Here is a 23,893-nt window from a genome sequence, read left to right as displayed (position 1 = left end):
ATAGCAACGCCTTTCTTTTATTGGAAAAAGTTGTGCAAACGAAGAGACGAAAAACTAGCTTTTTAATACTGTTTGAATCGTAAATCGTAGCAAATCAGGAAACGTATTGAAGCTAAAAGGTAGATGAAGACGTTCCGTCCATTTATGAGCATCTTTTCCATATGGCCCAACATTAAAGATTGGTACATTTAAGGCCTTCATTTCATGAAACGGCATATAATATCCCTTTCCATATAACGGCATATTAGATGTTAACATATGCAATGATTTCGTATCCTCATTTAACTGCATAAAGCTTAAATCAGACAACCCAGGGAAGTAATTAAGTCGTGTTAATTCGAGGTCATACGTATTTTTCGCATAATCAATCAATTGTTTAGTCAACGACTCAATCCGCTTGTCACCTTTCGATGAAACCGCAGGATAAAACGGAGGACTGTAAAACAATACAATCATCGGTGACTCCTCCTGACATAAAGAAGCAAGCTCTGCAACTAATCTCGTTGAAAAATCCCGATCACCTAAACTTCCACGGTTGGATTGTAAATAGTCCATTCGTCTCCCAACTTCAACTTCACCATGCCGTTCAATCGCCTTTTGAAGTAGTTGCTGATACGTAAAAACAGATACAGCTGTAGGTCGAGGGGAAAACTGCACTTTCGTTCGAAACGATTTTTCACGCACTCTGTATGTCCGTTCAATTTGCTCTGCTGCTTGGACAGCAGTTTGAAACAGTAATGTGTGTATGTCTTTTAATGAGCGGTTCATCATCAAGATGTTAAACATCGAAACAGACTCATGAGGAATTTGTACTGAATATTCTTCCTTTAAATCTTTCTGCATTAAATTTGTAGGGGGTGGTGTCACTTCGCCGTCAACAATTTCACAAAAAGTGTCATTGAGCTCAAGCAGTCGGTTTAATTCTGAAACCATTAAATTAGCATTTAATCCGGAAAAAGGTTCTCCAACGTGTGTCTCAATCCCTTTACAAAAGAAGCCAGCTAATATTTTTCCAATCGATCCGGTGTAGACGTATAGATGATCGTCGTTCGGATATTGTGCAAACATTGGTTCACAATTAATGCACGCTTTTAAGTCTAAGTCATATTCATTTGCTACGTGCTGTAAATATGGGATCGCTCCAAGCATTCCTTCAGAATTGGCCTCTTCATCTGGTACTGTCAAAAGAAGTAGATTCCCATCAAACTCCCCATTCATCGCCCGTTCTAACATGGAAAGCTGAACGGTCAGCCCCGCTTTCATATCCATAACACCTCTTCCAAATAACCAATCTCCTGACGTTAAGTCATTTAAAACGTATTTAGACATTCGTTCTTTATAGTTCTTAAGTTCATCTGTCAATTCCCGCGGACGAAAAGCCAAATGTTCCAAATGTCCGTAATCTTTAGTATCGACGACGTCAAAATGACTCAATAAAATTACCGTTTCTTTTTGTTTCCCTTTTTTCACTAAAGCCGTCAAATATTGACGTCCATCACGTAAAGAATGGAGTTTTAAATGTTCTTGATTGGCTTCGAAGTAAGGAAAGCTCTTCAATAAATAATATAAATGCTCGCTAAAGCTTACTTCCTCTTTCGTCCCTGTAATGGAGGGATGCTCAACGAGGGTACATAATAAGTTCTTTAATTGATCAAATGACTGCCACTTCACACTACACACCCCTTTTTTGTCTGATATTTCAATATTTTAACACATCTCATCAAACAAAATGTATGACGTCGTCTTGAAACCTTGATATAATGTGCTCATCATTGTTTAGGGAGGCGAAACATATGACTCGTGCTTTATTTACGCCAATTACTATTAAAAATGTAACGATAAAAAATCGATTGGTCATGTCACCTATGTGTATGTATTCAGCAACGAATAAAGAAGGTTTTCTAGAAGACTTCCATTTTACTCATTACATATCACGGGCAGTCGGGCAAATCGGCTTAATCATGCTTGAAGCAACAGCCGTTACAAAACAAGGTAGAATATCTGAACAGGACTTAGGGATTTGGCATGACAACCATATCGATCCTCTTAAAAAGTTAGTGAACGGAATTCATCAATACGGGGCAAAAACAGCCATTCAGCTTGCGCACGCAGGACGAAAAGCTAACATTAGCGGGGAAATTATCGCCCCTTCCGCCATACCATTTGATAATCAAGCGAAAACGCCAAAAGAAATGTCAAACAATGATATCACAGACACGATTGAAGCGTTTCAACATGGAGCAAGAAGAGCGAAAGAAGCCGGCTTCGACATTATTGAAATCCATAGTGCTCACGGATATTTAATTAATGAATTTCTATCTCCCCTTACTAATAAACGGAATGATGCCTACGGTGGAACGAAAGAGAAGCGTTACCGATTTTTACATGAGGTTATTCTTGCAATCAAAGAAGTATGGGATGGTCCCCTTTTTGTCCGAATATCCGCCCATGAATATCAGAATGGAGGATTGACACCTCAAGACTATATCGAATATGCCGAGTGGATGAAAAAAGATGGTGTCGATCTCATTGATGTAAGCTCTGGAGCAGTAGTACCAGCTACAATCGACGTTTATCCAGGTTACCAAGTTCCCTTCTCTGAGACTATTCGAAACGGAGCAAAGATATTAACTGGAGCTGTCGGGATGATTACGTCTGGACAACAAGCAGAAGAAATTTTGAAAAATAATCGTGCTGACCTAATTTTTATCGGGCGAGAATTGTTACGAAATCCTTATTTCGCATACGAAGCAGCTAGTCAATTAAACACAGACATTGAAGCACCTGTTCCTTATGAACGCGGTTGGAAGTAACAATAAATAGGGGATGCTTGGAAGCGTCCCCTTCTAACATCTTATCATTGATTCCTGTATCGTTCCCCTACCTATTGTTTCAGCTTATACGGTTTTAGCACGTCCTCGCCCTCAATCTCAGCTTTTTTGTTATAATCCAAAAAGCATCTCCACTATGAAATATCCAATTAAAAGCCGTTCGACAAATAGCAAAATAAACGCAAAGGATATCATAAGTCCTATTGTTGAAAGGTGATTGAACCAACTTCTTCTTCATATCGTCAACTCCAAATACGTTTAATGTCTGCCCCTTCTTTATTCATATCAATCTGAAAAACATCTGGGTTTGTCAGTTGCATTAAATGATCATATCCATATGTTTGATCAAAGAAGTTTAATATTAATGTTGTTAAATTTCCATGGCTGACGAGGACAAATGTCTTTTCAGGAGCATTCAGAAGATCATTCATAAGATGTTTAACTCGACCTAACCCTTCCTCGTTAGACTCTCCTCCAGGAAACTTGAGGGAAAAATCATCAAAGCTTTCCCTTAGTTTCTCTTTCCATCCTTCAAGTGTTGTATCACTTAAAACACGTTCTCCTAATCGATCATCTAACTCTATCGGAATCCCTTTTATTTGTGCAAAAGGAGTAATGGTCTCCTTAGCACGTACAAACGGACTGGAAATAATTCTTTCTACAGTATAGGGTGCAAGGAAATAGGCAAGTTGGGATGCCTGTTTCCTTCCTTCTTCAGTTAGTTGTGCGTCAAACTCCTGCCCTCTTGCTTTCGCATGCCGTACAACGAATAACGTCTTCACCTTCCTCTACCTCCTTTTCACTTCATGGCGATAAAAATCCCGAGCAACGTAGGTTTGATCAAATACTTCTTTCGCTTCCTGCCATAGCGTTTGAAGAGCCGCATCCCCTTGATATCGAGAGCTAATATGAGTAAGGATTAAATGATGAACGTTTGCTTTTTTCGCTAATTTCGCCGCATCAACGGTCGTAGAATGATAGTATTCAAACGCGAGAGATTCATCATTTTTCGCAAACGTCGCTTCATGAATTAAAACATCCGCATTTTCTGCTAATTCAAATCGAGATTCACATGCTCGTGTGTCACCAAGGATTGTCACAATACGGCCTTTTTTATCAGGTCCGAGAAAATCTTTTCCATTTAAAACGGTTCCATTCTCTAACGTAACTAATTCACCATTTTTTAATCTTTTATAATCTGGACCTGGTTTTACTCCGAGCTCCTTCAATTTGTTCACTTGAAGCATTCCTGGTAAATCCTTTTCTACGACACGAAAACCATATGAAGGGATACCATGATCTAGCTTTTTAACATACACTTGAAACGTCTCGTCCTCAAAGAGCAATCCATCTTCCTCTATTTCGACGATTTTCAACTTATATTTCAAGTGAGTGCTGCTCAAACGTATAGCATTTAAAATAAACTCTTTTATTCCTTCGGGGCCATAAATGGTGAGAGGAGATTCGCCTCCTTGAAACGAACGGCTTCCTAATAGTCCCGGAATACCGAAAATATGATCACCATGTAAATGCGTGATAAAGATTTTTTCAATCTTTCTCGGTTTGATCGATGTATGTAAAATTTGATGCTGAGTCGCTTCTCCACAATCAAAAAGCCAAACAGATTTCCTCTCCTCTAATAGCTTTAGTGCGATCGAGGAAACATTTCGTTCTTTTGCAGGAACACCAGCCCCTGTCCCTAAAAAATATATCTCCACTAACCTTCCACCAACCTATTTGCAAATTTATACGAATAATTATAGGCTCTTTTCTAAAGAATTGCTGCTCTTAGTGTGTATAACATGCATTGTTGAGAATCGTTTTTTCCCTTTGTTAAGGAGCAGAGGGCACTTGATTCCTGCGGGATGTAGAGGAAAGGGCCACAGGCGCATACCGAGAAGACTCGACTTCCTCCCTGCGGAAAGCAAGTGTCCGTAGCAATGTCCAGATTTCTTTTTAAAAATGTCTGAAAAAGTAACAATCTATACGAAAACAGCCTAAATATATGTAATCTTAGCATACATGAGATGAGAAAAATTGTGAATAATCATTCACATTGGAACTGAGTATATGGAGTTGAGTGAATAATATTTGCGTTACAGCTTAATACCCTTTAAAATTAATTACTTAGATAAGGGTATTCATCGTTGTAAGGATTTTCTCCTTTCTACAAGGTTAGTTGATGAAAGTTTATACAAAAGCGAGGTACATACAGTGAATACATTACATAAACCGAAAGCAGTTATCGTCATCTTTGGTGCAACTGGAGATTTAGCCAAACGTAAATTATTTCCTTCCATCTACAAACTGTATCAAAATGGAAAAATAGATCATGATTTTGCAGTGGTCGGTGTAGCACGTCGCCCTTGGACTAACGATGTATTTCGTGAAAATGTGAAACAATCTGTTCAAAATGCTGTTCCATGCCAAGAGGAACTAGATGATTTTACATCCCATTTTTATTACCATCCTTTTGATGTGACGAATCCATCATCTTATCATGACTTACGAAGCTTATTAAGCGACTTGGACGGTCAATATGGTACAGAAGGAAATCGTATCTTTTATTTAGCCATGGCACCAGAATTTTTCGGTACGATTGCAAACAACTTAAAAAGTTATGGATTAAAAGACACAAATGGTTGGACACGCCTAGTAATTGAAAAGCCGTTCGGTCACGATTTATCATCTGCAAAGAAACTAAACGAAGAACTTCGCGCCGCATTTGAAGAAGAAGAAATCTATCGAATCGACCATTATTTAGGAAAAGAAATGGTTCAAAATATCGAGGTCATTCGATTTGCAAACGCTATTTTTGAGCATTTATGGAATAACCGTTTTATCTCCAATATTCAGATTACATCAAGTGAAGCGTTAGGCGTTGAAGAACGTGCTGGCTATTACGATAAGTCAGGCGCATTACGTGATATGGTACAAAACCATATGTTGCAAATGGTTGCCCTTCTTGCAATGGAGCCACCAATTAAGCTAACAACAGACGAAATCCGTTCTGAAAAAATTAAAGCATTACGCTCTCTACGTCCACTTTCGGTAGATGAAGTCTCTACGTATTTTGTCCGTGGTCAATACGGAAGAGGAAAAGTAAACGAGAATGATGTTTTAGGTTATCGCGACGAAGTGGGACATGATTCGAACACTGAAACTTACGTTGCAGGGAAAATAATGATTGATAACTATAGATGGGCTGGAGTTCCGTTTTATATTCGTACAGGTAAAAGGATGAAAGAAAAGTCAACGAAGATTGTCGTTGAATTTAAAGACATCCCGATGAACCTATACTACAAAAACGATACGGATAAACATCCTAACTTATTAGTTATTCATATCCAGCCAGATGAAGGAATTACACTTCATTTAAATGCGAAAAAAGTAAGTGCAAGCTCTATCGCTACACCAATTAAACTTTCTTATAATAATAATGGAATCGACGGAATGAATACACCAGAAGCATATGAAAAACTTCTTCATGACTGCATGCTTGGGGATGCAACAAACTTTACACATTGGGACGAAGTGGCTCTTTCTTGGAGCTATGTCGATACGATTTCACAAGCATGGGAAAATGAAAAAGCAGCGTTTCCAAACTATGATGCCGGTACAATGGGTCCTGATGCAGCTGATGAACTATTAGCAAAAGACGGTTTCCACTGGTGGCCGATTTCAAATGACGATAAGTAAGGAGTGAATTCGATGAAACTATACGATGTAACAGCACCTATTTTTGAAGGAATGCCTGTATATAAGAACAAACCTGAAAAGCAACCGAAAATTCAAACCGTAACAAACGCCCACGTAACAGAATCCCGTATTGATATGGATTTACACACGGGGACTCATGTCGATTCTCCACTTCACATGATTAACGACGGAGAAACGATGGAAACAATCGCTATCGAGGATTTAGTCGGCCGTATTAAACTTTTTGATTTAACCCATGTTGAAGATCGAATCACAAAGAAAGATGTAGAGACTCTCTCAATTGAAAAAGGTGACTTCATCTTATTCAAAACGAAAAACTCCCTTGAGGATGCATTTAATTTTGAATTTATTTTCGTCTCAGAAGACGCGGCGCATTACTTAGCTGAAATCGGTGTAAAAGGTATTGGAATTGATGGTTTAGGAATTGAACGTAGCCAGCCAGGTCACCCTACCCACCGCACATTATTTAGCAATAAAGTGATTATTATGGAGGGGTTACGTTTAAAAGAAGTACCAGAGGGAGAGTATTTCATGGTAGCTGCACCTCTCAAAATTCAAGGCACAGATGCTGCTCCTGCACGTGTGTTACTGTTTGAAGGAATAAATGCATAATTAAACAACCTAGCGCTTCGCTAGGTTGTTTTTTATTCTGTTTAAATCTATTTCCCCCTTCTCTAAGCCCCTACTTTATGTAGGGAACGGCCTTCCCCCTATCTGGACAACATAAACAATCAAGTTTTTTCTCTCAAAAATAAGAAACATACATGATTTTACACTCACACCCCGGACATGAAAATTTATTCTCCCCGAGGTTTTTTCTTTCTACCATCTACCTATCATGATCGATCATTCAGCTCATAGGTAATTTTTATTTTCACAGAAAAAGCGCAAGTCCTTAGGCGAAGGGCGCTGGAGGAACTCCGAGGAGGCTTCCGTTGCACAACAGGGCCGAAGCGACCCGAGCTGATGGCGGTTGGAGCTAGACACCAAAAAACTGTAAAGAGAATACTTTAACACTTTATTGAACTTAAACTTTCTGTAACAACTAAAAAGACATCGAGAAAGTTCTCGATGTCTTTTACTTTCGACAAAAGGTGGAATTGAATAAATGAAATGGCTATTATTTTGCTAACCAATCCGTATGGAACACACCTTCCTTGTCGATGCGTTGATATGTGTGTGCACCAAAGTAGTCACGTTGTGCTTGAATTAAATTCGCTGGTAATGTTTCCGTACGATAGCTATCATAGTACGCAAGAGCTCCTGAGAATGAAGGTACCGGAATACCACGCTCTACCGCTAGTGAAATTACTTTACGTAATGCTCCTTGGTAACCTTCAACAATTTCCTTGAAATAAGGATCTAATAATAAGTTTGGTAAGTTAGCATCACGGTCATATGCTTCCTTAATTTTTTGTAAGAAGGCTGCACGAATAATACAACCACCACGGAAAATCATTGCAATTTCACCGTAGTTTAAGTTCCACTCATACTCATCAGAAGCTGCTTTCATTTGAGCGAAACCTTGTGCATAAGAACAAATTTTACTCATGTATAACGCTTTACGAACAGCCTCAATTAACGCTTCTTTATCGCCTTCAAATGGTTTTAATTCTGGACCTGAAAGAACTTTACTTGCTTTCACACGCTCTTCCTTCATGGCTGAAATAAAACGAGCGAAAACAGACTCTGTAATGATTGGAAGAGGAACACCTAAATCAAGCGCAGACTGGCTTGTCCATTTACCTGTCCCTTTTTGACCTGCTGTATCTAAGATGACATCCACAAGCGGTTTACCTGTTTCTTCATCAACTTTTGTGAAAATATCAGCTGTAATTTCAATTAAATAGCTGTCTAATTCACCTTTATTCCATTCTGCAAATACTTCATGAAGCTCTTCTGCACTTAAACCTAATACGTGCTTTAAAATGAAGTAGGCTTCAGAAATTAATTGCATATCACCATATTCAATACCGTTGTGGACCATTTTCACGTAATGACCTGCCCCATCTGGACCAATATATGTTGTACAAGCCTCATCATTTACTTTCGCAGAGATTGCCTCAAAAATTGGGCGTACGAGCTCATGCGCTTCTTTTTGTCCACCTGGCATGATAGAAGGACCTTTTAACGCTCCCTCTTCACCTCCAGAAACACCCGTTCCAATGAAATGGATTCCACGTTCAGCTAATAATTGATTACGGCGTTGAGTATCTTTAAAGTATGTATTTCCACCGTCAATTAAAATGTCTCCCTCATCTAAATGCGGAAGAAGCTGCTCAATGGTTGCATCTGTAGGTGCTCCTGCTTTTACCATTAATAAAATTTTACGAGGCACCTCAAGCGATTGTACAAACTCCTCAACGCTATATGTTCCAACGATATTTTTCCCTGGATGTTCTGCTAACATTTCTTCAGTTTTAGCAGATGAACGGTTATAAACCGATACGGAATAACCTCTGCTTTCAATATTAAGAGCAAGGTTTTTCCCCATTACTGCGAGTCCGATAACACCAATTTGTTGTTTTGACATCTTGTGAACGTCCCTTTCTTTACAAAAGTTACTTTTATACAAATTAGAAAATACCAAACAATCATCAATATTTCAAGTTAGAAGCAACGACTTTACTCATCTTGCAAGTAATCTTTCGTAAAACTCGTTCCTTGCATCTCATGACCATCTTGAAATTTTGTGCCTTTTTGAATGATATTTTCTCCAAACTTTTCCTTAAGCTTTTCAATTGTTTGTTGCAGTGGTGCAGCTTTAACATCTTCTTCAAATGAGAAAATATCAAGCTGTTTAAATGCCGATGACTTCTCTACGACTTCATTAGCCGAAACGCCAATTAATCGGATAGGTACTTCATTCCAGTGCTTTCGAAACAAATGGATCGCTCTTTCTTCTATTTCATCCAGTTGATCAGTTGGGTTTTCGAGTTTCACGCTACGCGTAATCGTTTTTCGATCATAAAAACGAATCATTAAGGAAATTTTACTTCCTAATACACCCTTTCTTTTCAATCGAGAAGAAACAGATTGACAGAGCTTTTTAATTGTTCTAATTAACTCTTCTTCATCCTCTGAATCGTGTGGGAGAGTGGTAGAATTTCCTACGCTTTTGAAATCAAAGACCGAATCAGGATTTACGATACGGTTATCATTTCCATTTGCTTTCTCTTTCAACCGTCTCCCATTAATCCCAAGAACACTTTCTAATTGAACAGCTTCTCCGTGAGCTAAATCACCGATCGTATAAATACCAATCCGATTCAACTTTAATGCAGACTTTTCCCCAATCCCATGCATGTGTTCTACTTTAAGAGGCCAGAGAATTTGTGGAACATCTCGCTTGCGTAATATAGTAATTCCGAGAGGTTTTTTCATATTCGATGCCATTTTGGCTAAAAACTTATTCGGTGCGATACCGATACTACACGGAAGTAAAAGCTCGTCCATTAAACGTTCTTGTATTTCTTTTGCTAAATGAAGTGGGTGTCCTTCAACGTCTGTAACGTCCATATATCCTTCATCAATTGACACAGGTTCAACTAAGTCTGTATACGATTGTAATAATGAAAACATCGCCTTCGAAGCCTTTCGGTAACGATCAAAATTGGGACGCTTTACAATTAGTTCTGGACATAGTTTTTTCGCTTCCCATAGTGGCATTGTTGTTTTCACACCTTTTGCCCTTGCTTCATAACTACAAGTGACGATAATCCCTCTTCTTTCTTCAGGATTACCAGCAATCGCTAAAGGCTTCCCTTGCAACGTTGGATCAAAAGCTGCTTCTACAGACGCATAAAAACTATTCATATCAACGTGAAAAATTACCCGTCTTTGAGAACGATTCATTCTAATCACCTATTCTCATTATAACGGTATGACATAAAAAAGTCGCATACGACGAATTTAGCAAAAATACCTACATGTCCGACTAACCCATATTCTCATGCAGTTGTAATTTACTCAGATGGAATTTAGACTTTCTATTTAATGTATAAAGCTTAAAACTTTTGTAGCACTTACGTTTTCGGACGCTTTCACTCCATTTCATGCCTTTATCACTTCAATTCTCTAATGACTTCATAACCTAGCTAACATACAACAATATTTGGAACAAACGGCACACATAAGAAGAGCTGCCATCTTACATGGCAGCAGCTTGTTTTTGTTCCATCACGTATTCATGTACTTGCTTGGCCGCTTCTCTACCTTCATGAATGGCCCAAACGATTAAACTTTGTCCTCTTCTCGCATCTCCAGCAGCAAAGACACCTTGAACATTTGTTTCATAAGTTCCATATGCTGCTTTCACTTTTCGATTTTCTACTTCTACACCGAATTGTTTTAAAACAGGATGCTCAGGTCCTTCAAATCCAATCGCGATGAATACATGATCACACGGCCACACTTTTTCTGTACCTGGTAATTCATTAAACGTGACATTTCCTTTTTCATCCACGATTTTTTCCATTTGAATTGTATGCAATTCTTTAACCTTACCATTTTCGTCCCCGACAATTTTCTTCGTTTGAATACAATATTGTCTTGGATCTTGACCGAATTTCGCTTCCGCCTCCTCGTATGCATAGTCGAGAGAAAACACTAACGGAAATTCTGGCCAAGGATTTTCAAAAGGACGGTTTTTCGGTAGCTGAGGATGTTTCCCAAATTGAGCCACACTATTACAATTTTGGCGTAAGGCTGTCGCAACACAGTCGGCACCGGTGTCACCCCCACCGATAACAATGACGTCTTTCCCTTCTACATTTAAACAATTACCGTCTTTAAAATTGGAGTCTAACAAGCTTTTTGTTGTACTTGTTAAATAATCCATAGCGAGATGAACGCCATCTAATTCACGACCTTCAATGACTAAATCGCGTTGCTTTTGCGCTCCTGTACATAAGACAACAGCATCAAAATCACGTTGCAGCTCCTCTGCAGAAATATCCTTTCCAACTTCTGTATTCACAATAAATTGAATTCCTTCATCTTCTAACAGCTTCACTCGTCTCTCTACCACTTCTTTTTCAAGTTTCATATTCGGAATACCGTACATGAGTAGACCACCAATACGATCATCCCGTTCATATACAGTGACTGAATGTCCCGCTTGATTTAATTGATCTGCACACGCTAAACCTGCAGGTCCGCTACCGACAATCGCAATTTTCTTCCCAGTTCGATGTTTCGGAATTCGAGGCTCTATCCATCCTTCTTCGAACCCTTTATCGATAATTGCACGCTCAATGCTTTTAATCGCTACAGCTGGGTCTGAAATAGCTAATGTGCAAGAACCCTCACAAGGTGCAGGACAGACCCGCCCTGTAAATTCAGGGAAGTTATTCGTTAATAATAGGCGGTCAAGCGCTTCTTTCCATTGACCTTTATATACTAAATCATTCCATTCTGGAATTAGGTTGTGGATTGGACAACCTGACGTAAGGTGGTTAAATTCCATTCCCATGTGACAGAAGGGAGTCCCGCAATCCATACAGCGGGCCCCTTGCTTTTGCAACGATTCATTAGATAAACGCTCACTATATTCCTTCCAATTATCAAGTCGGGAAAGTGGATGTTGCTTTTTCTCTTCTTCGCGGGCGAATTCCATGAAACCAGTCGTTTTTCCCATTTTTCTCTCCCTCCTTAGTGAATCATTACTTTCGCATTTTGATTACGTAGATTCAAAGCTTTTTTCGCATTCGTTTCAAATGCAAATAACGCTGCTTCCTCATCCGTCATTCCAAGCTGCTTATTTTGTTCAATGGCCATAAGCATTTGCTTGTAGTCTTTCGGAATCACTTTCACAAATTTTGTAATAAACACGTCCCAATTAGCTAAAATATTAGCTGCTTTCGGGCTATTTGTGAAATTGAAATGTTTTTGAATCATTTCCTTTAATACTTGCTGTTCTTCATGATCCATAAGAGATTCAAAATCTATCATTTCATTGTTGCATAGTTGTTCAAATTCCTCTGGATTGTCCGTAAAGACGTAGGCGATACCACCTGACATACCGGCAGCAAAGTTCTGCCCTACCGGTCCTAATATTGCTACGCGTCCTCCAGTCATGTATTCAAGACCGTGATCTCCTACCCCTTCAACTACTGCAATAGCTCCACTGTTTCGAACGGCAAATCTTTCTCCAGCTCTCCCTTGAATATATGCTTCTCCCCCTGTTGCACCGTATAAGGCAACGTTACCGATAATGACATTTTCACCAGACGTAAAGGAAACTTCTTCTGGATTTTTTACAATGATTTTTCCACCTGAAAGGCCCTTACCAACATAGTCATTTGAATCTCCCTCTAAATTGAGTGTCATTCCCTTCGGTAAGAAAGCACCAAAGCTTTGCCCAGCAGATCCTTTAAAGTTCAGCTTAATCGTGTCCTCTGCTAAACCTTTCTCTCCGAAATATTTTGTGACTTCGCTTCCTGCAATCGTCCCTACAACACGATGAATATTCGTAATGGTAAATGATGCTTCAACAGGCTGTTGATGCGTTAATGCTGGTTGAATAACCGGAAGTAATTCGTTTATATCAAAAGATTCATCAATTTTGTGATTTTGTGGTTTACGATACGTTCTTGGTCCATCTACTCGGTATAGTAATCGAGACAGATCTAATTGTTTTGCTTTCCAATGAGATTTCGCACGCTCACTCACTGTTAAAACATCCGTACGACCAACCATTTCGTCAATGGTTCTGAATCCTAGCTGAGCCATGATTTCACGAACTTCTTGTGCTACAAATCTCATGTAATTAACAACATGATCTGGATCACCCATGAACTTGCGGCGGAGCTCTGGATTTTGTGTAGCCACCCCAACTGGACACGTATCAAGGTGACATGCTCTCATCATCACACATCCAAGAACAATTAGTGGTGCGGTAGCAAACCCAAATTCTTCAGCTCCTAATAACGCTGCTTTTACGACATCAAGACCAGTCATAAGCTTTCCATCTGTTTCAAGTACAACTCGATCTCTCAAACCATTTAGCATTAATGTTTGGTGAGTCTCAGCTAATCCTAATTCCCAAGGAAGTCCTGCATGCTTAATACTTGTTTTTGGCGATGCTCCAGTCCCACCGTCATAGCCACTAATGACTATGACATCTGCACATCCTTTGGCAACTCCAGCTGCGATCGTCCCTACTCCAGCTTTCGAAACGAGTTTTACACTAATACGAGCATTGCGGTTGGCATTTTTCAAATCGTGAATTAGTTGAGCCAAGTCTTCTATAGAGTAAATATCGTGGTGAGGTGGTGGTGAAATTAAACCAACTCCAGGCGTTGATCCACGAACTTTCGCAACCCACGGATACACTTTTTTACCAGGTAGCTGACCACCTTCCCCAGGCTTAGCTCCTTGCGCCATTTTAATTTGTAATTCATCCGCATTCATTAAGTAATGACTTGTTACACCAAATCGGCCAGACGCAATTTGCTTTATCGCACTTCTTTTCAGGTCGCCATTTTCATCATGAGTATAACGGTCAGGATCTTCTCCCCCTTCACCACTATTACTCTTAGCTCCTAATCGGTTCATGGCAATGGCCAATGCTTCATGTGCTTCTTGGCTAAGTGCGCCAAACGACATCGCACCAGTCTTAAAGCGTTTCACAATAGATTCAACGGATTCCACTTCTTCAAGCGGTACTGGTTGAACGTCATGTTTAAAGTCGAATAAATTTCTTAAAAATGTGATTCTTTCTTCATTTGCTAATGTTGAGAAAGTTTTGAATAATTTGTAGTCATTTTTACGACAAGCCCATTGTAGCGTATGGATTGTCTTCGGATTAAATGCATGATGTTCACCATTTCTTCGCCACTGAAGCTCACTTCCTGTTTCCAAAACAGGTTGCTCAAGTTCACCTAAAAATGCAGCTTCATGTCGCATTCTAGCTTCTTGTTCAATCGTTTCTAATGAAATGCCTCCAAGCTGAGATGGTGTTCCTGTAAAATACTCCTCAATTACTTGTTCACTAATCCCTACAGCCTCAAAGATTTGAGCCCCACGATAGCTTTGAATCGTTGATATCCCCATCTTTGACAATACTTTAATGACTCCATCTGTCGCAGCTTTAATGAATTGCGAGACAGCATTCTCATAAGAAATGGCTAATTGTTTTTCTTTAACCACATGTTCAATCGTTTCTAAAGCTAAATACGGGTTAATTGCATCAACCCCATAGCCAATGAGGGCAGATAGGTGATGAACCTCACGAACTTCACCAGACTCGATTAGAATGCTTACTTTCGTTCTCGTTCCGTTTCGAACTAAATATTGATGAAGGGCACTTCCTGCAAGCAATGAAGGGATAGGTATTTGATTTTCATTCACACCTCTGTCAGATAAAATTAGCAACGCAGCCCCGTTTTGAATTGCCTCATCCGCCTTTTTAAAGATTGCTTGCAAAGCTTCCTCGATACCATTTTCAAATAAGATTGGTATCGTAACAGATCGAAATTCATTCAAAGGATTTTGTCTTAATTTCTCCAACTCTTCATTTGAAAGAATTGGTGTCTGAAGCTGAATTCGATGACAAGCTTTCGGTGTTGGATGAAGGATATTCCCTTCCTTGCCGAGATACGTAATTGTTGATGTAACTAGTTTTTCACGAATTGCATCAATTGGTGGATTAGTCACTTGAGCAAATAGTTGTTTGAAATAATTAAATAAAGTTTGTGGACGGTCAGATAATACAGCTAAAGGCGTATCAGCACCCATTGAACCTAACGGATCTTTCCCTTCCTCCACCATGGCAACAATCGTTTTCGTTACATCTTCATACGTATAACCAAACGCTTTTTGAGTCGTAATAAGACGATCCATTTTAGTTTTCGGTAAATCTTTCACATCCGGTAGCTGATCGATCGTAACAATTTCATCTTGTACCCAATTCTTATAAGGGTTTTCTTTTGCCATTTGTTCCTTTATTTCTTGATCGGATATAATCCGTCCCTCTTCGAGATCAATTAACAGCATCTTTCCAGGGCTTAAGCGGTCCTTATATAAAACATCTTTCGGTTCGACATCAATGACTCCTACTTCTGATGAGAAAATAATATAGTCATCTTTTGTCACATAATATCGAGCAGGACGAAGCCCATTTCGATCTAAAATAGCCCCAATTTGCTTTCCGTCAGTAAACGAAATAGCGGTTGGACCATCCCACGGCTCCATTAACGTACTGTGATATTGATAGAAAGCTTTTTTATCCGAATCCATTTCAACTTCTGCCCAAGGCTCCGGAATCAGCATCATCGCTGCATGAGCTGGCTTTCTTCCTGCTAACACAAAAAACTCGAAGGCATTATCTAAAATAGAGGAATCACTACCATCAGTGTTTAAAATCGGCGTTACTTTCGCTAAGTCATTGCCAAAAGCTTCAGAAGTAAACTGTTGTTCTCTTGCTTTCATCCAGTTTACATTACCCTTTAACGTATTAATCTCGCCGTTATGAATGATGTAGCGATTTGGATGCGCTCTTTCCCAACTTGGAAACGTATTCGTACTAAAGCGAGAGTGCACGAGCGCAAACGCAGATGCGAATTTGCTGTCTTGCAAGTCTAAATAATATTGATCGAGTTGTTCTGGTGTTAATAACCCTTTATAAACAATCGTTCTACTTGAGAAACTCGCAAAGTATAAACGTTCTTCTTCTCCTACTTGCTTTTCCACTTGCTTACGAATGATATATAATTTTCTCTCAAACTCTTTTTCATCAACAATCATTTCGTTAGCCGCAACGAATAATTGACGAATGAACGGCGCACTTTCTCGTGCATTTTTTCCGATTTTTCCGACATTTACAGGTACAGTTCGCCAACCTAGAACTTGTTGCCCCTCTTGTTGTACTGTATTTTCTATTACTTGTTCAATCTCAGCACGTAGTTTGTGATCTTGCGGGAGAAATACCATCCCGACTCCGTAACGGCCTTTTTCTGGCAATTCGAATGAATTGCACGTATACTTAAAGTAATCGTGTGGAATTTGTATCATAATCCCAGCACCATCACCAGTTTCCGGGTCGCTTCCTTGACCACCTCGGTGCTCTAATTGACATAACATATGAAGTCCTTTTTTCACGATATCATGCGTCGCTTTTCCTTTAAGGTGAGCGTACAATCCGATTCCACATGCATCATGTTCAAAATCAGGACGGTAGAGACCTTGTGCTTTAGGTAGTCCGAATTTTTTCAACTGTCCTCTCCCCCATTCCTTCTATCCGTTAAAGTATTTACTTATAATTCTAGTTTCTAAAAATAATATAAACAATATATAATTTAGATTAAAACTATCTCATTTTGAGAACAATCATACAAAAGGGGGATAAAATGGAACTTCGTCAACTACGCTATTTTGTAGAAGTAGCGAAAAGGGAGCATGTTTCGGAAGCTTCTGAAGCCTTACATGTCGCACAATCGGCCATTAGTAGACAAATTGCGAACCTAGAATCTGAGCTTGGGGTAGAACTTTTTGTTCGCGAAGGAAGAAATGTAAAATTAACGCAAATTGGAAAACATTTTCTTCCACACGTAGAAACCGCCTTAAAAGCAATCGACTTTGCCAAACAGCAAATTGATGAATATTTAGACCCTGAAAGAGGTACTATTAAAATCGGCTTCCCAACGAGCTTAGCGAGTCATACATTGCCAACCATTATTTCAGCTTTTAAAGCACAGCATCCAAATGTTACGTTCCATTTAAGACAAGGATCCTATCGGTATTTAATTGAAGCCGTGAAAAACCGTGAAATTGACCTTGCCTTCATCGGTCCCGTTCCATCTGACGACCCTGACATTAAAGGGGAGATTTTATTTATAGAAGCGTTTTCTGCACTTCTACAAGCACATCACCGATTAGCCGAAAGAGAGCGCATAGACCTAAATGAATTACGGAACGAGTCGTTCGTCTTGTTTCCTGAAGGGTATGTTTTACGAAATATCGCCGTTGAAGCATGTAAGCAAGCAGGCTTTACCCCCGAAATTTCGTCTGAAGGTGAAGACCTTGATGCTATTAAAGGACTTGTTTCAGCAGGTATCGGCGTTACGCTTTTACCGGAGAGTACGTTTTATGAAACGATGCCGCGTTTTACTGTAAAAATACCGATTCAAATTCCACACGTAAAGCGGAATGTCGGAATCATTATCTCAAAGCATCGTGAACTTACACCGTCTGAGAAAGTTTTTTACCAATTTGCAAAAGATTTTTTCTCTGTGTTAGAACGTTATCAATAAAATTCACAATCTTTCAAAGAAACGAATATTTCACAGTATTAAAAAGCGCTTGGATATCCAAGCGCTTTACGTTTTAAGCATTAATTTATTCACCAGCAACTTCTTGAATGATGGCCACAACCATCTCCGTTGTTTTTACAAGCTCTTCAATTGGCATTCTCTCGTTTGTTGTATGAATTTCTTCATATCCTACCGCTAAGTTAACCGTCGGGATACCATGACCTGCGATTACATTCGCATCGCTGCCTCCACCGCTTTTAAGAAGTTCTGTCGTGCGACCAATCCGCTTTGCGGCATTTTTCGCTACTTCTACAACTTCGTCCCCATCTTGGAACTTAAATCCAGGGTACATCACTTCAATTTCGACTTCTGCGCGTCCCCCCATTTCTTTTGCTGCAGATTCAAACGCTTCCTTCATCATTGAAACTTGTTCTTCCATTTTTTTCGGGTCTAAAGAACGTGCTTCTGCTAAAATTTCAACGAGGTCACAGACGATATTCGTTTGTGTTCCTCCTTCAAAACGACCGATATTGGCCGTTGTTTCTTCATCTATACGACCTAGTGGCATTTTTGAAACAGCCTTTGATGCAATGGTAATAGCAGAAACTCCACGCTCTGGAGCAACGCCTGCATGTGCTGTTTTCCCGTGAATTGTCGCTTTAATTTTCGCTTGAGTTGGGGCAGCTACAATAATATTCCCAACTTTCCCGTCACTATCTAGGGCGTAGCCGAACTTCGCAGTCATTAACGAAGGATCCAATGCTTTCGCGCCTACAAGTCCTGATTCTTCACCTACTGTAATAATAAACTCTATCGTACCGTGTGGAATCTCTTGCTCTTTTAATACGCGAATCGCTTCTAGCATTGCTGCTAAACCAGCTTTATCATCCGCTCCTAAAATTGTCGTTCCATCCGTTACAATGTATCCGTCCTTAATAGATGGATTCACACCTTTTCCAGGTACGACTGTATCCATGTGGGATGTAAAGTAAATCGGGTCAATTCCCTCTTTTGTTCCTTCTAAAGTGCAAATTAAATTTCCAGCACCATGACCAGTTTGACTTGTCGTATCGTCTTCAACGACTTTAACGCCTAAAGATTCAAACTTTTGTTTTAAAACTTTTGCTATTTCTGTCTCATATTTTGTTTCAGAATCCACTTGTACAAGCTCTAGAAATTCCTGTACAAGGCGTTCTTGATTAACCATCCGAAAATCCCTCCAACTAGTTCTCTTCAAAATGAATGACAACGAATTCAAAAGTGAACTCGTTGTCTTTGTATACTTCCACCTATACTAGTATAACATTAAAGTGGGATATTGCCGTGTTTTTTGTACGGCCTTGTCTCTTTTTTTGTTTTTAACATATCTAATGCTTGAATTATCTTTATCCGTGTATCACGCGGATCAATAACGTCGTCTACCATTCCTTGACTTGCCGCAACATACGGGTTCGCAAACTTGCTTCTGTACTCTTCTATCTTTTCTGCACGTGTCTTTTCAGGGTCTGCGCTGTTTTCAATTTCTTTTGCAAAGATTATATTCGCTGCCCCCTGTGGTCCCATGACAGCTATTTCCGCATTTGGCCACGCATAGACGATATCTGCACCAATTGACTTACTGTTTAATGCAACATAAGCGCCTCCATATGCTTTCCGAAGAATTACCGTTAACTTTGGAACAGTTGCTTCCGAATAGGCATATAAAATTTTCGCACCATGTCGAATAATACCACCATGCTCCTGTTTTACACCTGGGAAAAACCCGGTTACATCTTCGAAGGTGATAAGCGGAATATTAAATGAGTCACAAAAACGAATAAAACGCGCAGCTTTGTCAGAAGAATCTATGTCAAGACCTCCAGCCATAAATTTTGGCTGGTTACAAACTAACCCAACAACTGTTCCCTTTATACGAGCAAAACCTACTACAATATTCTTAGCAAATCGCTCTTGTACTTCCATAAAGGAGCCCTCATCCACTACTTGCTCGATGACATTTCGTACATCATAAGGTCTAACGGCATCAATTGGTACGACATCTGCTAAGTCCGGACGCCAATCATTCCCTTCATTTGTCGAATAAGATGGAGGAGTGTCTTCGTTATTTTGTGGTAAATAACTTAACAGCTTTCGAACTTGTGCAATGACCTCTTCCTCATTCTCTCCTGTAAAATGTGCATTTCCACTAATGGAGCTATGCACTCTTGCTCCACCTAAATCTTCTTGGGAAATTTTTTCACCCGTCACCGTTTCAATTACTTTCGGACCCGTGATGAACATTTGACTCGTTTTCTCCACCATGAATACAAAATCAGTAATAGCAGGGGAATAAACCGCACCGCCAGCACACGGACCTAAAATAACCGATATCTGTGGAATGACTCCAGAATATATGGAATTACGATAAAAGATGTGCCCGTACCCATCTAAAGACAAAACACCTTCTTGAATTCTCGCTCCACCCGAATCATTTAATCCGATAAAAGGTGTCCCGTTTTTAGCAGCCAAGTCCATGACTGCCGCAATTTTTTTCGCATGCATTTCTCCTAATGCCCCGCCAAAAACGGTAAAATCTTGAGAGAATAAATAGATAGGCCGACCATTTACCTTTCCAAATCCAGTGACAACACCATCACCAGGTCCCTTTTTATTTTCGAGCCCAAAGTCCTTTGAGCGATGTTCAATAAACGGATTCAACTCCACAAACGTTCCTTCATCGACTAATAAATCAATCCGTTCTCTTGCTGTAAGCTTTCCTTTTTCATGCTGTTTCTCAATTTTCTCATCTCCACCGCCTAATTCTACCTCACGGCGTTTATCATATAGTTCATTAATTTTATCGTACATATCAGCCATTATGGGAATCCTCCTTTTTTTCACATAACTCAAAAAGAACGCCGCGTGTAGACTTAGGATGCATAAAGGCGATATTTGCTCCTTTTGCTCCGACACGTGGAGAATGATCAATCATTTCAATTCCCTTTTCTTTTATCTCATCAATTCGAGACTGTATATCTTCAACCTTTATCGCAATATGGTGAATTCCTTCCCCGCGTTTTTGTAAAAATGTTGCGACTGGACTTGATTCGGATGTTGGCTCAAGTAGTTCAAATTTAATATTTCCTGCATCCAAAAAAACCACTTTTACTTTTTGTGCTTCAACTACCTCTTCCCCCATCCACTTACACTTTAAAGATTCCATATAAAACGGCAAAGCTTGATCAATGCTATGAACGGCAATTCCGATGTGATCTACCCCTTTTATCATGTCTCAATCCCCTTTCTTTGACCTATCCAATCAATAGCCGCTTATATTGTAAACGGATACAACTTTTAAATTATTCGATAAATTATTGCATAAATCCTCTTTCTTTTCAAAAATCCCTACTAGTAAATAATGGAATTAATAAAACTCACTACTTGTCAACGTGTAAAAGAAAGACTAAAATATAGGTAAGTTTGTACAGGAGTGATGAGCATGTCGAAACGAACACAGAAACTTGTCGTGTATTTAATGATTGGTTCTATGTTATTAACGACAATTTTAACCGGCGTTAGCATGTGGTTTTAATCATAAGAAACGGATATTCATTGTGTATGAAAATAGGTGTCCAGCAACTTTGTCTGGACACCTTTTGCTTTTTCACACCTCAGGGCCGAATTGCTCCGTGTTGTTTTCCTAACTCCTCAAAAGACGAGCGTTCATTTACAATTAAAACTTTTGTACCGAGTGGAATTTTGTTAAACATTGTTTCAACATCTTGATTTCTCATTCTTATACACCCATTCGATACATATTCTCCAATAAGATCCGGACGGTTAGTTCCATGAATTCCATAAATGCGCCCATCGGTTTTCTCAGCATCAAAACCAATCCACCGTGTTCCAAGAGGGTTTTCATCCGCACCACCTGGAATATTTTTCTTTCGGTAATAAGGATCCACTGCTTTAACCGTAACTGTAAATAGACCAACAGGTGTTAACTCTTCAGATTTTCCCGTCGCAACTTGATACGTCTCTTTTACAATCCCCTCGTGAATATAAGCTATTTCATTCGTTTTTTTATTCACAATCAAAAACGGGTCACCTGGTAACGGATTTTGACCAAGTGGCCAAATGGGAGAAAAAAAGAGAAAAAGGAGTAAAAGACTTTTCATCGCTCAACACCCTTTTTCTCTTTAGTATGGCTAATGCTTATGTTTATCATGAGGAAACCCTTTATATTGACTTTTAATAACTAAATACCGTTCCATCTCATTTAAGAAGTGTAGTAGGGCTGCCCTCGTTTCAAATTCCTCTCTTGATCTCGGTAAGGGCATTTCTTGAAATTGCCGTGATAAGGCATGCAATTTCCGTAAAAACTTATTTGCTGTATTCCCTGGATGAATATGCAATCGCAGTTCTTCAATGAACTGAGCGATAATTTTCGCTTGTTCAACATTTGTAGAAATCGATGCTACCGTAGGTAAAACACGCTCGATAATTTCAAATTGCTTTTCTCGCATCTTAAAATAATGATAGTATAAATCTTCGTGACGAAGCACTTGATTTTCAACATTTCTAAGCGCTAATGTTTTCGCATCTTCTAATAACTTGGCTGTTTCTGTGATTTCTTTTCCATCCCAATCACTATCCCCATTAAGAAGGAAGTTGATAATTTCACAAAACATTTTTGAAAACTTTTCTTCAATTTCTACTCGATAAGCTTTCAGTTTATTTTCAAAGCTGGGCATATATACATTCATAAGTAATGCTACGCCAATTCCGATTACGATTAATAGAAGTTCATTAACAATTAATCCAATCGAGAACGCATTTGCAGAATAAATATGTAAAATAATGACGGTACTGGTGACAATCCCTTCTTTTGCTTTGGCCATAACGGTCGTTGGGATAAAGATGAGTAGCAATAATCCTATACTTATCGGTTGATAGCCAAACACTTCAAAGAAAATGGATGAAAAAACCATTGCAATCGAACACGCTAGAAACCTTGCCCACGCACTTTGCAATGAGCGTTTTTTTGTAATTTGAATACATAAGACGGTAATAATTCCCGCTGATACGTAGTTTTCAAGTTCAAGCAATTGAGCTATCCAGATGGCAATCGGAGTTCCGACCGCTGTTTTAATGGTTCGATAGCCGATTGAAAACTTCTTCATTATTCTTCTCCTTCATATTACATCTCTCTTTCGTTTTTAAAGCCCGAACACTATAAACAGAGCACCATTTTATTCTAATTGAAATTGGAGAATGAATAAAGTTTAAGTCATAATTATCCTTAAATCTTTTATTAATCTCGACAGATTTTCAAACCCTTTTATCTTGGCTATATTCATTGAAGGCATATAATTTGTTTCTCACTACTAAGAATTGTCTGAAGGTAAGAAAAGCGCAAAGCGCCCGCTTATCGGCGAAGGGCGCTGGAGGACCTGCGAGGAGGCTTCCGTCGCAACAGCAAGGCCGAAGCGACCCGAGCTGATGGCGCATGGAGCTAGACACCAATAAAACTGTAAAGAGAATACTTTAACACTTTATTGAACTTAAACTTTTTGTAACAATAAAAAAAGATGATCCCACATTCGTGGATCATCTTTTAACCTTTACACTTCTTCACAATATTCTTCAAAATAATTTTGAAGTTTTGTCACAACAGACATCGGGTCATGACCTTCAATTTCATGACGCTCGACCATTGTTAAGATTTCTCCATCTTTTAATAAAGCGAATGATGGTGAAGACGGTGGATAACCTGTAAAATAAGACCTTGCCTTCTCTGTGGCTTCTTTATCTTGTCCAGCGAATACAGTTACAAGTTGATCAGGTCGCTTATCATAGTGAATAGCGTGAGCAGCCGCAGGACGAGCAATCCCTCCAGCACATCCACATACAGAATTAATCATAACAAGCGTTGTGCCTTTTCTCTGAAATGCCTCTTCTACTTCTTCTGGTGTTCTTAGTTGTGTATAACCAGCCGCCTCTATTTCTTCACGCGCTTGGCGAACGATATCGTTCATAAACAAATTAAAATCGATATTCACGTACCTCGCTCCTTTATTCTTATTAACAGTCTATTGTTATCTTACAATG

18 protein-coding genes are annotated in these 23,893 nt (G+C 39.3%); 5 read left to right on the top strand and 13 right to left on the bottom strand.

The features are described 5' to 3' along the window. Positions 1-54: 54 nt before the first annotated feature. On the bottom strand, positions 55-1,671 hold the full coding sequence (locus tag ML543_RS06980; RefSeq protein ID WP_243386416.1) for a M20/M25/M40 family metallo-hydrolase: 1,617 nt from the start codon (positions 1,669-1,671) through the stop codon (positions 55-57). 122 nt (positions 1,672-1,793) lie between these two features. Between ML543_RS06980 and namA the strand changes: the two genes are divergently transcribed. Next, positions 1,794-2,813, top strand: a complete 1,020-nt coding sequence (namA, locus tag ML543_RS06975; protein ID WP_243386415.1) for an NADPH dehydrogenase NamA — start codon at positions 1,794-1,796, stop codon at positions 2,811-2,813. A 260-nt stretch (positions 2,814-3,073) separates the two neighbouring features. Here the strand turns inward: namA and ML543_RS06970 are convergent, their stop codons facing one another. Next, positions 3,074-3,613 carry a histidine phosphatase family protein gene (locus ML543_RS06970; RefSeq protein WP_243386414.1) on the bottom strand — a complete coding sequence of 180 codons (540 nt, stop codon included), beginning with the start codon at positions 3,611-3,613 and terminating at the stop codon, positions 3,074-3,076. Between the two features lie 6 nt (positions 3,614-3,619). Further along, positions 3,620-4,549: a ribonuclease Z gene (gene rnz / locus ML543_RS06965; protein ID WP_243386413.1), complete on the bottom strand. Its 930-nt coding sequence runs from the start codon at positions 4,547-4,549 to the stop codon at positions 3,620-3,622. 496 nt (positions 4,550-5,045) lie between these two features. On the opposite strand from rnz, the gene zwf reads away from it, so the two are divergent. Both zwf and ML543_RS06955 read left to right on the top strand, forming a co-directional pair. Further along, positions 5,046-6,530, top strand: coding sequence for a glucose-6-phosphate dehydrogenase (gene zwf / locus ML543_RS06960; protein WP_243386412.1), 1,485 nt, complete (start codon positions 5,046-5,048; stop codon positions 6,528-6,530). A 12-nt stretch (positions 6,531-6,542) separates the two neighbouring features. Continuing rightward, positions 6,543-7,163 carry a cyclase family protein gene (locus ML543_RS06955; protein WP_243386411.1) on the top strand — a complete coding sequence of 207 codons (621 nt, stop codon included), beginning with the start codon at positions 6,543-6,545 and terminating at the stop codon, positions 7,161-7,163. Positions 7,164-7,671: 508 nt separating this feature from the next. On the opposite strand, the gene gndA is transcribed toward ML543_RS06955, so the two are convergent. The 4 genes from gndA to gltB form a co-directional block, all read right to left on the bottom strand. After that, complete coding sequence (gene gndA, locus ML543_RS06950; RefSeq protein WP_243386410.1) at positions 7,672-9,084, bottom strand: NADP-dependent phosphogluconate dehydrogenase; 1,413 nt, start codon at positions 9,082-9,084, stop codon at positions 7,672-7,674. A gap of 92 nt (positions 9,085-9,176) precedes the next feature. Continuing rightward, positions 9,177-10,406, bottom strand: coding sequence for a DNA polymerase IV (locus tag ML543_RS06945; protein WP_243386409.1), 1,230 nt, complete (start codon positions 10,404-10,406; stop codon positions 9,177-9,179). 295 nt (positions 10,407-10,701) lie between these two features. Continuing rightward, on the bottom strand, positions 10,702-12,189 hold the full coding sequence (locus tag ML543_RS06940) for a glutamate synthase subunit beta (RefSeq protein WP_243386408.1): 1,488 nt from the start codon (positions 12,187-12,189) through the stop codon (positions 10,702-10,704). Positions 12,190-12,203: 14 nt separating this feature from the next. Next, the gene (gltB, locus tag ML543_RS06935) at positions 12,204-16,766 is read right to left on the bottom strand and encodes a glutamate synthase large subunit (protein WP_243386407.1); all 4,563 of its coding nucleotides are present in this window, start codon (positions 16,764-16,766) and stop codon (positions 12,204-12,206) included. A gap of 134 nt (positions 16,767-16,900) precedes the next feature. Between gltB and ML543_RS06930 the strand changes: the two genes are divergently transcribed. After that, positions 16,901-17,803 carry a glutamate biosynthesis transcriptional regulator GltC gene (locus ML543_RS06930; protein ID WP_243386406.1) on the top strand — a complete coding sequence of 301 codons (903 nt, stop codon included), beginning with the start codon at positions 16,901-16,903 and terminating at the stop codon, positions 17,801-17,803. 85 nt (positions 17,804-17,888) lie between these two features. Here the strand turns inward: ML543_RS06930 and ML543_RS06925 are convergent, their stop codons facing one another. The 3 genes from ML543_RS06925 to mce form a co-directional block, all read right to left on the bottom strand. Beyond that, on the bottom strand, positions 17,889-19,010 hold the full coding sequence (locus tag ML543_RS06925; RefSeq protein ID WP_243386405.1) for a tripeptidase T: 1,122 nt from the start codon (positions 19,008-19,010) through the stop codon (positions 17,889-17,891). Between the two features lie 98 nt (positions 19,011-19,108). Next, positions 19,109-20,659 carry an acyl-CoA carboxylase subunit beta gene (locus ML543_RS06920; protein ID WP_243386404.1) on the bottom strand — a complete coding sequence of 517 codons (1,551 nt, stop codon included), beginning with the start codon at positions 20,657-20,659 and terminating at the stop codon, positions 19,109-19,111. Then, positions 20,652-21,071, bottom strand: coding sequence for a methylmalonyl-CoA epimerase (gene mce, locus ML543_RS06915; protein ID WP_243386403.1), 420 nt, complete (start codon positions 21,069-21,071; stop codon positions 20,652-20,654). Before mce ends, ML543_RS06920 begins: the two co-directional genes overlap by 8 nt. Before the next feature lie 210 nt (positions 21,072-21,281). Here mce and prli42 point away from each other — a divergent pair, with 210 nt between their 5' ends. Then, on the top strand, positions 21,282-21,374 hold the full coding sequence (prli42, locus tag ML543_RS06910; RefSeq protein ID WP_243386402.1) for a stressosome-associated protein Prli42: 93 nt from the start codon (positions 21,282-21,284) through the stop codon (positions 21,372-21,374). Between the two features lie 79 nt (positions 21,375-21,453). On the opposite strand, the gene ML543_RS06905 is transcribed toward prli42, so the two are convergent. From ML543_RS06905 to ML543_RS06895, 3 genes are all read right to left on the bottom strand, one after another. Beyond that, on the bottom strand, positions 21,454-21,960 hold the full coding sequence (locus tag ML543_RS06905; RefSeq protein WP_243386401.1) for a L,D-transpeptidase: 507 nt from the start codon (positions 21,958-21,960) through the stop codon (positions 21,454-21,456). Positions 21,961-21,990: 30 nt separating this feature from the next. After that, entirely contained in the window at positions 21,991-22,965 is a 975-nt protein-coding gene (locus ML543_RS06900) for an aromatic acid exporter family protein (RefSeq protein ID WP_243386400.1), read from the bottom strand. A 441-nt stretch (positions 22,966-23,406) separates the two neighbouring features. Further along, positions 23,407-23,844, bottom strand: a complete 438-nt coding sequence (locus ML543_RS06895) for a BrxA/BrxB family bacilliredoxin (protein ID WP_243386399.1) — start codon at positions 23,842-23,844, stop codon at positions 23,407-23,409. Between the last annotated feature and the right edge of the window lie 49 nt (positions 23,845-23,893).

This window comes from Bacillus kexueae (assembly GCF_022809095.1).
In the GTDB taxonomy this organism is placed as follows: Bacteria; Bacillota; Bacilli; order Bacillales; family Aeribacillaceae; genus Bacillus_BZ; species Bacillus_BZ kexueae.
Note: the sequence above shows the minus strand (reverse complement) of the source record. Positions and strands in the feature narration are given on the sequence as shown.